Below are 13,867 nucleotides of genomic sequence, written 5' to 3' on the forward strand. Positions count from 1 at the left end.
TTAAATGGTATGAAGACTCTACGCATGTCATTACACTGGATAAGCAACGTGACGAGCTACATGAGGATGTATATAACTTCTTGGAGCAACTAGATTGGTAAGATCTAGTTGCCTCTTTTTTTCATAAGGAAATTTTTATGGAAACTGTAAAAAAATCATTAGGGGAGTATTGAATTTTCGCTTTATACATCCCCCATCTTTCGGATACACTAAATAATATAAGGGTTTAAAGGAGGTATTTTTGCTTGGAAGAAATCACACAAGAACATATTGATAAGTTGTTATTATTTATGAGAGAAGAAGCGTATAAACCGTTAACGATACAAGAGTTAGAAGAGGCATTTGGAATTAAAGGTTCTGAGGGCTTTAAAGATTTTGTAAAGGCACTTGTAATGATGGAAGAGAAGGGACTTGTTATTCGTACACGTAGCAATCGTTATGGTCTTCCAGAAAAAATGAATTTAGTGCGTGGTAAGTTAATTGGACATGCGCGTGGCTTTGCTTTCGTTGTGCCAGAAGAGAAGAAAACGGGAGATGATGATCTTTTCATTCCTCCTACAGAATTAAACGGTGCACTTCACGGTGATACAGTATTAGCACGCCTTAGTTCACAATCAAGTGGTTCACGTCAAGAAGGTTCAATTGTACGCATTTTAGAACGTGGAACGAAAGAACTAGTTGGTACATATACAGAATCGAAAAACTTTGGGTTTGTTATACCTGACAATAAGCGTTGGACAAGTGATATTTTCATCTTGAAAAGCGCATCCATGGGTGCTGTAGAAGGCCATAAAGTAGTTGTTAAAATTACGAGCTATCCAGAGAATCGTTTAAGTGCGGAAGGTGAAGTTATTCAAATTCTAGGTCATAAAAATGATCCAGGAGTAGATATTTTATCGGTCATCCATAAACATCATTTACCTTTAGCATTTCCTGAGGAAGTGATGGAGCATGCAAACAGTGTACCAGAAACGATTTCAGAAGAAGACTTGAAAGATCGCCGTGATTTACGTGACCAAATGATTGTAACGATTGATGGTGCAGACGCAAAGGACTTAGATGATGCTGTTACAGTAACGAAGCTTGAGAACGGTAATTACAAGCTTGGTGTTCATATTGCGGATGTAAGTCATTACGTTGAAGAAGGTTCTCCAATTGATGTTGAGGCAGCGGAAAGAGCGACGAGTGTATATCTTGTTGATCGTGTAATTCCAATGATTCCACACCGTCTATCTAACGGTATTTGTTCATTAAATCCGAAAGTAGACCGTCTGACACTTTCTTGTGAAATGGAAATCAACAACTTAGGTGATGTTGTCAAACACGAGATTTTCCAAAGTGTGATTAAAACGACAGAGCGTATGACATATGCTGATGTAAGAAGCATTTTAGAAGATGAGGACGAAGAGTTAATCAAGCGCTATGAACCATTAGTACCAATGTTTAAAGAGATGGGTCAATTGGCACAAATTTTACGTGAAAAGCGTATGCGCCGTGGTGCAATTGACTTTGACTTTAAAGAAGCAAAAGTATTAGTGGATGAAGAAGGAAAACCGACTGATGTTGTCATGCGTGATCGTTCTGTATCAGAAAAGTTAATTGAAGAATTTATGCTTGTTGCGAACGAAACAGTAGCAGAACACTTCCACTGGATGAACGTACCATTCATGTACCGCGTCCATGAAGATCCGAAAGAAGATAAGTTAGAGCGATTCTTCGAGTTTGTAACGAACTTCGGATATGCGGTAAAAGGACGTGCGAATGAAGTACATCCTCGTGCATTACAACAAATCCTTGAAATGGTTCAAGGACAGCCTGAAGAAGTAGTAATTTCAACGGTTATGCTTCGTTCTATGAAGCAAGCACGTTACGATTCGGAAAGCTTAGGACATTTCGGCTTATCAACTGAGTTCTACACGCATTTCACATCGCCGATTCGTCGTTACCCAGATACGATCGTTCATAGATTGATTCGTGAATACGTCATTAACGGTAAAGTCGACAGTGAAACACAAGCAAAATGGCGTGAAAACTTACCAGAGATTGCAGAACACTCTTCTAATATGGAACGTCGTGCTGTTGAAGCAGAGCGTGAAACAGACGAAATGAAAAAAGCAGAGTATATGGTCGATAAGATCGGTGAAGAGTATGATGGTATGATTAGCTCTGTAACAAACTTCGGTTTATTCGTAGAGCTTCCAAATACAATTGAAGGTCTTGTACACGTTAGTTACTTAACGGATGATTACTACCGTTACGACGAGAAGCATTTCGCAATGATTGGAGAACGTACAGGTAACGTATTCCGCATCGGTGACGAAATTACAATTCGCGTTATTAACGTAAACAAAGACGAGCGCGCAATTGACTTTGAAATCGTTGGCATGAAAGGTACACCTCGCCGTAAGTTCAAAGATCGTCCAGTCGTTATCGAACAGCCAAGAACAGGCAGAAAGAAACGGGGTGGACGTAGCGAGCGCAGTAATGAGCGCGGTGGCGAACGCGGTACAGGTAGAAAATTTGACCGTGGTGGCAAAGGTAAAAGCACAGGAAGAGGATCAGCATCAGCATCCACGTCCGCTAGTCAGCCAGGGAAAAAAGATGGTAATGGCAAGAAGAAAAAAGGATTCTTTGAAAACGTACCAGGATTTAAGAAGAAAAAGAAAAAGCGTAAGTAAGAAAAGAGTGGCTTCGCTTTGATGAAAAGCGAAGCCACTCTTTTCTTTTTATTGGTCATTTCACTCCCTCGAACGAAGCAAAAAATGCTTCTCTGTCGGGAGTTCCAATGTCCAAAGATTCTGAGCGAGCTACTTTCGCTTTTTGTGTAATCCAGCTACAGTGGCTAGAATGTTTGGCGGCTTCGCTTCTTCCCCAGAGGCAAAGGGCGCCTCAAGGTCAGAAGCTCCATCCACCTCACATTCTGAACGAGCCACTTTCGCTTTTTAATGGAATCCAGCTACAGTGGCTAGAATCTGTTGGCCATTTCACTCCCTCGGACGAAGCAAAAAGCGCTTCTCTGTCGGGAGTTCCAATGTCCAAAGATTCTAAGCGAGCCACTTTCGCTTTTTAGTAACATTTGTTACAATAGTAAAAATAGAGGAGGGACGTTATATGCCAAAAGGTACAGGTAAGGTTATTGCACAAAATAAAAAAGCATTTCATGATTATTTCATCGAAGAAACATACGAAGCAGGGCTTGTCCTTCAAGGAACGGAAATTAAGTCGATTCGCGCTGGTCGCGTGAACTTGAAAGATGCGTTTGCACGTATACATAATGGTGAAGTATGGGTTCATAATATGCATATTAATACGTACGAGCAAGGGAATCGTTTCAACCATGATCCGCTTCGCACGAGAAAATTACTTCTTCATAAAAAAGAAATTGATAAACTAGCGGGAGCTGCAAAAGAAACAGGTTACGCATTAGTTCCACTTAGAATCTATTTGAAAAATGGATTTGCAAAGATGGCACTTGGTTTAGCAAAAGGTAAGAAACAATATGATAAACGTCATGATTTAAAAGAGAAAGAAGCGAAACGTGAAATTGCACGCGTGTTCCGTGATCGCCAAAAGATGTAATACAGATATTTACATTTGTAAAACGGCGCGCGTATGATATAATAACTTATGTAAGGTTGTTGCACATTGAAAAACAGCTCTTAGTAGCTATCACGATATTTTCTTCGTATGCTCCATTTTTATCATGGGGACGTTACGGATTCGACAGGGATAGTTCGAGCTTAGGTTGCGAGTCGAGGGGATCGGCCTCGTTAAAACGTCAAAGCCTATAATTGGCAAACAAAACAATCTTTCTTTAGCTGCTTAATTGCACTAAAGGTTCCTCCCTCCATCGTCCATGTGGTAGGGTAAGGGACTCAAACTAAGTGGACTACGCCGGAGTTCGCCGTCTGAGGGCGAAGGAAGAGAACAATCAGACTAGCAACTTGGAAGCCTGTCGATAGGCCGAAGAGTTTGCGAAATGCTAATATATCGACTACACTCGTAGAAGCTTAAGTGCCGATATTTTTGGACGTGGGTTCGACTCCCACCGTCTCCACCAATACATATTTGGTGGTTTTTTTATTTTGTATAACAGGAAGCATAACTTTGCATAATGTGCAGGTTTATGCTTCTTTTTTGTTATGTAAAGATATGCTTCTTCAAAGTGATTTTAATTAATAATTCATGTTGTTTTAGAATAAAGTTTGTTCAAGTTAAGCAAATAACCTTGATAAACAAACAAAAAGAAAAAAGCGTGTTTTGAAAAAAGATTGTTCAAAACACGCCCTTAATATTTTCAATTGGTTTATTCTTTTATAAAAAGTTGGATCATTTCCTATCTATGTTGCTCAACAATTCCGCCCTATAGCTTAATAAGAAAACCTTTTATTCAAATACAACCATTTCTCCGACATCTATAAATCCAAATCGCTTATAGATATTTTTCCCATCATCTGAAGCCTGTAATACAACTGGTTTTTGTTTATCCGTTGTTTGATTTAGAAGAAATTGAAACATTTCACTGCCAATTCCTTTACCTCTAAATGTTTCTTTTGTCATCACATCATAAATACCATAACTATCTTTGCTTTCTATTAATAAACCAGTAGTTACAGGCATGTCATCTATGCATCCAATAAACATTTGAACTTCTGAACCTAATTTTACTTGTGAAAACTTATTAAAATAACTTTTTAATGCATCTTTTTCTGGTGTACCCTCGAATAAGCTCATGAATACGTCTATATATTTTAAAAGTTCTTCATTATTTTTCACATTAGTAATCATAAGTTGATGGGAAATTCTTTGATCAACATTAAGAGTATTTTCAAGTTTCATCATTACATTACGTTCCGCTTCTTTTAGGTCATATTCTTGCATAAGTTTTGTCCAATCCTCAGTTAAATGCTGAGCATCAATCCAAATACTAAAGGGATATTTTTTATATGAAAAATTATTGATTCCATCTCTAATCTTAACTGCATTTTTGATATTTGGAGATTTCGGCAATACTACATTGAATGTATCAGTAGGAATTTCTGTATTTGCTATGATGAAATCTTCTTCCTTTGTAAGTTTTCCGCTAACTGTATGAGTAAATACTTTTAATTTTTCTTCCAAATTGTTTATTACTAGTTGTTGATTTGTAATCATGTTTTTGCACCTTTCAATTCAATTTAGCGCGCTTTTTTTATTATAAGGTCAACTAAACACTAAATATACAGTGTTCACAGTATTTACATCCTCCCATAATATTCAGAAAATATTGAAGTGATTTGTTTTCTAGATTTAAAGTAATAGAGAGAATGCCATTTTTTCATTTTGTGGTTTTATAAAATGCTTAAGTTGATGGGAATCGGGCGGTACCCCTGAAACAGAAAATGAAGAACTAGTTATTGATGATAAGCAGATAGATACTATAGCTGACCGTAAACGCCCAATTGGTGAGATTTCATTAAAATTTCACTTTATTCAAATCTTTATATGTTTTGTGTTTTTATCCATACCTATTGTAAGATTATATAGAGTTCTCCTAATAAGCTGTTATAACGGATTTTTTAGGAATTTAAAATTTATAAATCTTAAATTATTTTTTGGGATAATTTTTTATCTAACTAAGTTATATTGAAGTAGAGGTGAACCATCGGTGAAGCAGGTTTTAGTAATTAAGAATGAACGGTCTTTAGCGAAGAAAATCGTAAGCGGTCTAACGCAAGAAGGCTATTTCATTTTAAAACTTCACAATGAAAACGAAGGTTTAAATATAATATATGAACAAGATTGGGATATTATCATATTGGATTGGGATTCATTAAGTATATCTGGACCAGAAATTTGCAGACAAATACGACTTGTTAAAACGACACCGATCATTATTGTGACTGACAATATTTCTAGTAAGGATTGCGTAGCAGGGTTACAAGCAGGAGCAGATGATTATATAAGAAAACCATTTGCGAAAGAAGAATTAGTAGCAAGAGTTCAAGCAATTTTAAGGAGAAGTGATTGTAACCAGCAAAAGGAGATAAACTTTTTTCAATTTAAAGATCTCTTTGTTGATGCATCTAGCAATATTGTGAAAAAAGGTGGCAAAAACCTCTCGCTTACTAAGCGGGAGTACGATTTACTTGTATTTTTAATCAAGAATAAAAACACAATATTGAGCCGTGAAATGCTTTTGAATCAAGTATGGGGATATAATGTAGTAGTAAATCCAAATGTAGTAGACTTATATATTGGGTATGTAAGAAAAAAGTTAAAGTGCGAGAAGAAAGAGAGATATATTCAAACGATACACGGCAGAGGCTATTCAATGATTGAATGATAAAATAAGGTAATAGAAAACGAGTAAAACTATTTCATTCAGTTTTACTCGTTTTTTTGTTAAATGTGTTAATCAAATAGTTTCTGAGAAATATTAATAGATGAAAACTGTAAAAAGAATATTTCTATCAGGCAATGGATTATGAAAACATTAGCTATTAATGAGCATCTTTTGGGTAGTGTGGAGAGGATGATTCTAGCTCGCATTAGTTGAGACCAGATCTACTGAAAGTGTCTACTCGAAAAAAATCGACACGCTCTGAAGAATAAAGGTTAATCAACACGCCCGACTTCACATATTACTTTTTATACCTGATTTTATGAATTCGCACCATTCACAAGATTTTCACAGAATTAATGACTATACTAATTAACAGGATGTTCAAATGAAAATGATTATCAATAGCGATTCAATTGAATAAAAGTCACTTTCTAATTCAATCTATGGATGTCATCATTTTCGAAATAAATCACACTATAAGGAGTATACATATGAAAAAAACTATGCTTTTAAAATTAGTAAGTATTCTAGCAATTTTCACTTTAATGTTAGTAGCTTGCTCAGATTCAGGTAAAGAAACTTCGAAGGCTACTAAAGATAATAGTAGTGATAAGACAAAAACGGTTGAAATCACTGATGCGCATGGAAAAGTTACAGTTCCTGTAAATCCAAAGAATGTAGTTGCTTTAGATAATAGAACGTTTGAAACTTTAGCTGATTGGGGAATTAAATTAGCGGCTGCTCCAAAGGATATCATGCCTGCTGATTCAGCATATAAAAAGGATGAAAAAGTTCAAAATATTGGGAATCACCGTGAGCCAAATCTTGAAATTATTGCAGCTGCAAACCCTGACCTTGTAATCGTTGGTCAAAGATTTGCTGACCATTACGAAGAAATCAAAAAATTAGTACCAAATGCAGCAGTTATTGATCTTAATTTTGATGTTTCAGAGAAGGCTACTAAGCCTGGAGAAAACTTAGTAAAAGGACTTAAAGATTCTACAATTACTTTAGGAAAAATCTTTGATAAAGATAAAGAAGCTAAAAAATTAGTGGCTGATTTTGATAAATCTATTGAAACTGCAAAATCTGCTTATAACGGAAAAGATAAAGTTATGAGTGTTATCGTTACTGGTGGGAATATTGGTTTTGCTGCTCCACATTCTGGTCGTGTTTGGGGACCAATGTATGAAATTTTCGGTTGGGTTCCAGCACTAGAAGTTTCAAATTCTACTGCAGGTCATAAAGGTGATGACGTTTCTGTTGAAGCTATTGCACAAACAAATCCTGATTGGCTTTTCGTATTAGATCGTGATGCTGCAACATCTGATGCAGCTACTTCAACACCTGCTAAGGATGTTATTTCTAAATCACCAGCTCTTCAAAACACAACTGCTGTTTCTAAAAAACAAGTTGTTTATGCACCAGAAGATACTTACACAAATGAATCAATTCAGACTTATATAGAGTTGTTTGGAAATCTTGCAAAAACTTTAGCTAAGTAGTGTAAAGGAGTACGAAACAGTGTCAAAAAATATAATTTCTAGGGTTGAGAATATTTCTCAACCCCAGTTTTATAATCACAATAAATTATGGACAAAATCTTTTATAATAGCGATTATAGTTGTTATAATTTTAGGGATTATATCACTGTTTACTGGAGTTTATGATATACGTGGACAAGAGGACGGAATGGAGATGTTTTTCATAACTCGTGTTCCGAGAACAGTTGCATTAATGCTTACTGGAGCTGCAATGGCGATGGCAGGGCTCGTCATGCAACTTATTACACAGAATCGTTTTGTTGAACCTACTACAACGGGGACTATTGAATGGTCAGGCTTAGGCCTGCTTTTTGTATATTTATTATTCCCTGCCCCGACTTTAGTGCAAAGAATGACTGGTGCAATCATTTTTTCTTTTATAGGAACTATGATTTTCTTTTTATTTTTAAGAAGAGTTAAACTTCGTTCGTCTTTAATTGTCCCGATTATTGGATTGATGCTTGGAGCAGTTATTTCTGCAGTGTCTACTTTTTTGGGACTCCTTTTTCAAAAGACACAAAGTATTGAAACTTGGTTCGTAGGTTCATTTGCTAACATTCAAGTGGGAAGATATGAATATTTATGGCTGATTGTTATCATTACTTTTCTTATTTTTATGTATGCTAATAGATTGACTTTAGCTGGACTAGGAGAAGATGTCGCAACAAGCCTTGGAGTTAATTACAATAGAATTGTTCTTTGTGGGACTGGTCTTATCTCTGTTGCAGTTGGAATTGTTGCAGCTGTTATTGGACACTTACCTTTCTTAGGATTAATTGTGCCAAATATCGTTTCAATGTTTAGAGGTGATGATCTTAGGAGTAATTTACCTTGGGTTTGTGTGATCGGAATGGGGTCAATAACTGCCTGTGACATCATTTCTCGAACAATTATAAAGCCTTTTGAATTACCTGTTTCTTTAATACTTGCAACAGTGGGAGCAGTCGTGTTTATTACTATTTTATTGAGACAAAGAAAACCAAGGAGGCTACGATGATCACATTAGAATATAGAAATAAAGAAAATGTCGAAATCGATTATAGCCTTCATAATGAAAGTAGATCAGCTAGCGCTTTTCGTTCTAAGAAGGAAGCAAGACGTTATTGGATTTTATTGATAACATTGATTGGTTTAGGTCTCCTTTCTTCATATGGACTTTTAGTGTATAACAATCCAGTTCCGATAGATTCACCTTCTTTTATCCCAGTTGTTAAGAGAAGGATAGTAGCTATTGTTGCAATGATTATTGCTGCGGTTTGCCATAGCTTGTCGACAGTTGCTTTCCAATCTATTACGAATAATAAAATTATTACTCCTTCACTTTTAGGTTTCGAATCACTTTATTCAGCAATTCAAACGAGTACAGTATTCTTCTTTGGTGCTAGTGCGTTAATAAATTTTAATGGAATTGGATCATTTTTATTCCAAGTTGTTGTTATGGTCTTCATGAGTTTGATACTTTATGGATGGTTACTTTCCGGTAAATACGGGAATTTACAACTTATGCTTTTAGTTGGAATTATTATTGGTACCGGGCTAAATTCTGTGTCAACTTTTATGAGAAAACTACTTGCGCCTTCAGAATTTGATATTTTACAAGCAAGATTATTTGGTTCTGTTAATCATGCAGATCCTGCATATTTTCCTATTGTAATTCCTATGATCATAATTGTAGCAGTATTGATTTTTGCTCATTCTAAGAATTTGAATGTTTTGTCACTAGGAAAGGATGTTGCTACTTCTTTCGGGGTTAAATATCAACCTAGTGTAATTTATACGCTTGTATTAGTAGCTATTTTAATGTCCATCTCAACAGCTCTAATTGGGCCACTTACTTTCTACGGCTTTTTAGTAGCAACTTTGAGTTATCAGGCGGCGTCAACTTATGATCATAGATATATTTTTCCAATGGCTTTTGCTATAGGATTTTTGATAATGACGAGTGCATACTTTTTAATGTATCATGTATTCCATGCTCAAGGTGTGGTTTCAGTTATTATTGAATTATTTGGTGGAATCATATTCTTAACTATAGTTTTAAGGAAGAGGGCTTTATGATAAAAATTGATAACGTTAAAAAGTTCTATAGTGATAAGGTAAAAATAGGACCTTTGGATATTGAAATACCAAAAGCAGGCTTTACTTCTTTAATTGGACCAAATGGCGCTGGAAAGTCCACGACACTTTTGATGATTGGAAGACTTTTAGATATGGATGAAGGTCACATTCAAGTAGCAAATATGGATGTTTCTGAATCCAAATCAAAAGACTTAGCAAAGGTTTTGACTATATTACGACAAGAAAATCATTTTGTAACTAGGCTTACTGTTAGGCAACTAGTTGGATTTGGGCGTTTTCCTTATTCAAAGGGAAGATTAACGAAAGAGGATGAAGCTATTATTTCTAAATATATCGATTTCTTGGATTTAACTAATTTAGAGAATAGATATTTAGATGAGCTTTCTGGTGGTCAAAGACAAAGGGCATATGTAGCGATGGTATTGTGCCAAGAGACGGAATATGTACTTTTGGACGAACCTTTGAACAACCTTGATGTTGCTCGTTCTGTTCAAATGATGGAGCATTTGAGACGTGCAGCTAATGAATTCGGAAGAACAATTTTGACTGTTATGCATGACATAAATTTTGCTGCTAAATACTCTGACAAAATTTGTGCTATGAAAGATGGGCAAATTGCTGCTTTTGGAACAGTAGAAGAGGTTATGGACCCAACACTTTTGACAGATATTTTTGAAACAAAAATAGAAATTATCAATGGTCCCTATGGGCCAATCGCTGTTTATTAGTTACAAAATGTATACTGTAGCTTGCGTAAATTATGCTAGCTACTCTAGTTGAAGTTGCTGTCTGTATTTTATAGGCAGCAGCTTTTTTTATGCGATTGCCCATCATGATAACTCTTAATTTTTCTGGCTGTTGGTAATAGCTCCACAGATATGTCATTACTCCCAATCCAGCGACGTGTTGAACACTCGGACGGTGAATGTAAGGGAATCATTATATTCTGGTTTGGTTATCCACTCATAAGCTAACACAATTGTGTTAGACAAAGTAGGTTTCGTCCGTTCTCATATAAGAAGTTGTGATGTAGTTAAGATTCGGTATAGTGTGTCTACATTTAAGGGAGAAGTAGCTTGTTACGCTGCAAGATAATCCTTAGCGTATATTTTCGTTAAAATGTGGGTGGCAGCCCTGGTAGAAAAGAAAAAAATAAAAAGATAAGTGGAGACAAAATTGCTGAACACCTTATGCAAATAATCCTGTGAGATTGGCGTTTACGGCAATAATATTCAAATTACAATTTTATATGATAAGAACCATAACTTTTCCAGGTTGGCAGGGGTATGGTTCTTTTTGCTTGCGAAAAAATTATGCTTGCTTTGTAAAATGATAAAAATGTTTTAATCCAAAATGATAGGATTACAAAAGTGTAATATGGGTGTAAGGAAACTGGATTGTACCCTCTTTTTAGATAAAGCATACTTAAAGTAAGGAAGATTTATATGTGAATGAATATAAATTTTACAAGTAGGATAGAAAGGTTAGGTATTATCATATGAAATGGATCATTAGGATTTTTGTGTTATTAGCTATAATAGGAGGTGCTTTCTACTATCTGAAATCAGGTAATGGGTACTATTCAACTAAAGAATATTATGTAAAGGTAATGACTGATTCTACAGTAGAAAACGAAAAATTGAGTAATGGAGAAATTCTTACGTATCATGTTTACGATGAGAAGGTGTACGATAAAAAAGGGGAAGAAAGAAAACTGAAAGTTTCCGTGCAAAATAAATTGGAAAAAAATCAATATTATTTGATTGATTGGGAAGATCGCCGTGGGATTGTTTCTAAAATAGCTAAAGTGGATCAAACAAAAATAGATAAGAGTATCTTAGATAAATTGAACGGAAATTCATAATATGTCAGGACAAGCTAACCAATAGCTGTGTTAACATAAAGCTTTATAAGCAAAAGATATTGTAGAAAAATAAGAGAGATTATTATAAAACAAAAGGGATCAACCGTCTGGTGTGATCCCTTTTTGTTAGGACTGAGCAAGGAGTATTATTGCATTGTATAAACCCTTTACTCTTTCCAAAACTGTTCTAGCAGAATACTGATCATAGTGCCTACGAGTAATCCGTTACTTAAAACATATTGTAAGGAAGAAGGAATACCGCTAAATGCACTTTCTGGAAGAAACATTATTCCTAAACTGATTAATAATGTAATTCCTAATATAGTTAATCGGCGTTGATTTAATTCTTCACGTAAAATTGATTGAAATGAAAGGCCTATTACTTGGACAAATGTTGCTAAAAGTGCAGCATTAGCAATAGGGCCTGGAAGTAAGGATATAAAGCTTACAATTGAGGGAATAAAAGAAATTCCTGCTAATATGAGACTTGCTATAAGGAATGACTTCACTTTTCTTTGTCCTGTTAGTTGAATAAATCCTGCTGATGCAGGTAATGGTACAATTCCAATTGTAGAAAACAACGACGAGATAATATGTGATATACCTCCGACCCATACACCACGGTTCAGTGTTTGCTTTTCATTTTCTTTAGATAATGGAGCCACTTGTTTTACAGCCGAAATAGCAGCAATCGTATTTGCAACTAAAAGAAATGTAAATAAAATTGCAGTTAGAGTCATTCCAATATCGAATCTAGGCATGCCCCAAGCAAATATCTGTGGTAACTTAACTAACGGTGTGTGTGAAGGCATATGAGACGATTTTCCTAATAAAGCATACAAAAGCCAACCAAATGAAATGCCAAGTAACACAGCGTAACTTTTCATCCAGCCTTTCCCTTTAATTGATAAGAAGGTAATCATGGTAAAAACAAAGAGTGCAATAGTAGTTGTTGTATAATCAGGATGAGTTACAGATTCTTGTAATCCCATCATTCCTTTTAGTAACACACCACTAAGCTGAAGTGCTAAGATTAAAAGAAAAGTTCCTGTAACTAAAGGGGTAAATAAACGTAAGATTCGATGCACAAGCCCTGTTATACCAAGTACGAAGAGTAATATACCTGCAATAATTAACCCGCTTTCTAAAAGTTGCAACACGTCTTTTGCACTTTGTCCCTGATGCATAGCTACTTGTCCCAGTATGACAAATATACTTACCCATGAACCTGCTGGACCATCTGCTATGGGATAGCGATGCCCAAACCATGCTTGTATAAATGAACTTACTCCCACGACTAAAAAAGTTCGCTGCATTAATGTTGAGATATCTTCTATTGATAAATGAAATATGCCACCAATAATGATAGGCAATGCAATTGCATTTGCTAATAGAAACACAAACCACTGTAGAATACTAAAGCTCGTATTAAAGTATTTTTTGTTCATATTATTCTCCTTTGTCGAAAAAGAATCTCATAGTAAAAATCCATCCTTTCTATACAGTTAGATTAAAAAGGATGGATTTTGTAAATCTATAAAATTATTTTAATTATATATATAGATTTAAAATTAATTACCATGTACGGAATGGTAAGAATTTACCGTTAAGTGTAATAACGATACGAGGATCGCCACCTTTTGGATCTTCTTGTGTATCCACACCTAGATTGAAGTTAATTGCACTCATTACACCTTCGCCAGCTTTTTCTAAGATTAATTCTCTAAGAGTTGGTGCGTATTGTAACATCATTTCATATAATCGATATAAGATTGGGTCAGTAGGAGGCATTTGCATTACTTGACCTCTAAGTGGAACTACTGTTAATGCCTGAACCACTTCCTCATCTAATTCTAATAATTTACCGATTTTTTCTGCTTCCGGACGTGTCATTGTAGCTTGTCCTAATAATGCTGTTACAACCCAAGTCTCAGAGTTTTCGCTTACTTTTGAAATTTCTTCCCATGTTAAACCTTTTGCAATTTTTGCTTCCATAATTTTTTGCGTAGCTTCTTGTCTATTCATATTTAATAACTTCCCTTCATTTGAGTAATA

11 protein-coding genes, 1 other RNA gene and 1 pseudogene are annotated in these 13,867 nt (G+C 35.3%); 10 read left to right on the forward strand and 3 right to left on the reverse strand.

Translation table 11 applies throughout. The features are described from left to right. The 4 genes and pseudogenes from JDS92_RS20355 to ssrA all read left to right on the forward strand — a co-directional run. Positions 1–101 (forward strand): annotated as a pseudogene (locus JDS92_RS20355) (carboxylesterase); the annotation flags it as partial. Positions 102–245: 144 nt separating this feature from the next. Continuing rightward, a complete protein-coding gene (rnr, locus tag JDS92_RS20360) occupies positions 246–2,678 on the forward strand; it encodes a ribonuclease R (protein WP_070173931.1) in 2,433 nt (810 codons plus the stop codon). Between the two features lie 433 nt (positions 2,679–3,111). Beyond that, positions 3,112–3,579, forward strand: coding sequence for an SsrA-binding protein (gene smpB / locus JDS92_RS20365; protein WP_001123917.1), 468 nt, complete (start codon positions 3,112–3,114; stop codon positions 3,577–3,579). 126 nt (positions 3,580–3,705) lie between these two features. Further along, positions 3,706–4,060, forward strand: a transfer-messenger RNA (tmRNA) gene (ssrA, locus tag JDS92_RS20370). A gap of 326 nt (positions 4,061–4,386) precedes the next feature. Here ssrA and JDS92_RS20375 read toward each other — a convergent pair. Further along, entirely contained in the window at positions 4,387–5,154 is a 768-nt protein-coding gene (locus JDS92_RS20375; protein WP_097958724.1) for a GNAT family N-acetyltransferase, read from the reverse strand. A gap of 493 nt (positions 5,155–5,647) precedes the next feature. On the opposite strand from JDS92_RS20375, the gene JDS92_RS20380 reads away from it, so the two are divergent. From JDS92_RS20380 to JDS92_RS20405, 6 genes are all read left to right on the forward strand, one after another. Beyond that, the gene (locus JDS92_RS20380; RefSeq protein ID WP_199632438.1) at positions 5,648–6,325 is read left to right on the forward strand and encodes a response regulator transcription factor; all 678 of its coding nucleotides are present in this window, start codon (positions 5,648–5,650) and stop codon (positions 6,323–6,325) included. A gap of 491 nt (positions 6,326–6,816) precedes the next feature. Next, positions 6,817–7,830: a siderophore ABC transporter substrate-binding protein gene (locus JDS92_RS20385; RefSeq protein ID WP_199632439.1), complete on the forward strand. Its 1,014-nt coding sequence runs from the start codon at positions 6,817–6,819 to the stop codon at positions 7,828–7,830. 19 nt (positions 7,831–7,849) lie between these two features. Further along, positions 7,850–8,866, forward strand: a complete 1,017-nt coding sequence (locus tag JDS92_RS20390; protein WP_097958721.1) for an ABC transporter permease — start codon at positions 7,850–7,852, stop codon at positions 8,864–8,866. Further along, a complete protein-coding gene (locus JDS92_RS20395; protein ID WP_199632440.1) occupies positions 8,863–9,927 on the forward strand; it encodes an iron chelate uptake ABC transporter family permease subunit in 1,065 nt (354 codons plus the stop codon). Before JDS92_RS20390 ends, JDS92_RS20395 begins: the two co-directional genes overlap by 4 nt. After that, positions 9,924–10,676, forward strand: a complete 753-nt coding sequence (locus JDS92_RS20400; RefSeq protein WP_097958719.1) for an iron ABC transporter ATP-binding protein — start codon at positions 9,924–9,926, stop codon at positions 10,674–10,676. The genes JDS92_RS20395 and JDS92_RS20400 overlap by 4 nt, the downstream gene beginning before the upstream one ends. 770 nt (positions 10,677–11,446) lie before the next feature. Continuing rightward, positions 11,447–11,812 carry a YxeA family protein gene (locus JDS92_RS20405; protein ID WP_097958718.1) on the forward strand — a complete coding sequence of 122 codons (366 nt, stop codon included), beginning with the start codon at positions 11,447–11,449 and terminating at the stop codon, positions 11,810–11,812. A 167-nt stretch (positions 11,813–11,979) separates the two neighbouring features. Here JDS92_RS20405 and JDS92_RS20410 read toward each other — a convergent pair whose 3' ends face one another. Further along, entirely contained in the window at positions 11,980–13,260 is a 1,281-nt protein-coding gene (locus tag JDS92_RS20410) for a purine/pyrimidine permease (protein ID WP_098711560.1), read from the reverse strand. A gap of 127 nt (positions 13,261–13,387) precedes the next feature. Continuing rightward, the gene (gene cynS / locus JDS92_RS20415; RefSeq protein ID WP_001081567.1) at positions 13,388–13,837 is read right to left on the reverse strand and encodes a cyanase; all 450 of its coding nucleotides are present in this window, start codon (positions 13,835–13,837) and stop codon (positions 13,388–13,390) included. Between the last annotated feature and the right edge of the window lie 30 nt (positions 13,838–13,867).

It is taken from the genome of Bacillus cereus group sp. N12, assembly GCF_016483575.1.
Classification (GTDB): domain Bacteria; phylum Bacillota; class Bacilli; order Bacillales; family Bacillaceae_G; genus Bacillus_A; species Bacillus_A toyonensis.

Bases quoted from the DNA above. Each gene is read 5' to 3' on its own strand.
- JDS92_RS20385 (WP_199632439.1), top strand. From the start codon at position 6,817: ATGAAAAAAACTATGCTTTTAAAATTAGTAAGTATTCTAGCAATTTTC.
- JDS92_RS20405 (WP_097958718.1), top strand. From the start codon at position 11,447: ATGAAATGGATCATTAGGATTTTTGTGTTATTAGCTATAATAGGAGGT.
- JDS92_RS20410 (WP_098711560.1), bottom strand. From the start codon at position 13,260: ATGAACAAAAAATACTTTAATACGAGCTTTAGTATTCTACAGTGGTTT.
- JDS92_RS20395 (WP_199632440.1), top strand. From the start codon at position 8,863: ATGATCACATTAGAATATAGAAATAAAGAAAATGTCGAAATCGATTAT.
- smpB (WP_001123917.1), top strand. From the start codon at position 3,112: ATGCCAAAAGGTACAGGTAAGGTTATTGCACAAAATAAAAAAGCATTT.
- JDS92_RS20375 (WP_097958724.1), bottom strand. From the start codon at position 5,154: ATGATTACAAATCAACAACTAGTAATAAACAATTTGGAAGAAAAATTA.
- JDS92_RS20400 (WP_097958719.1), top strand. From the start codon at position 9,924: ATGATAAAAATTGATAACGTTAAAAAGTTCTATAGTGATAAGGTAAAA.
- cynS (WP_001081567.1), bottom strand. From the start codon at position 13,837: ATGAATAGACAAGAAGCTACGCAAAAAATTATGGAAGCAAAAATTGCA.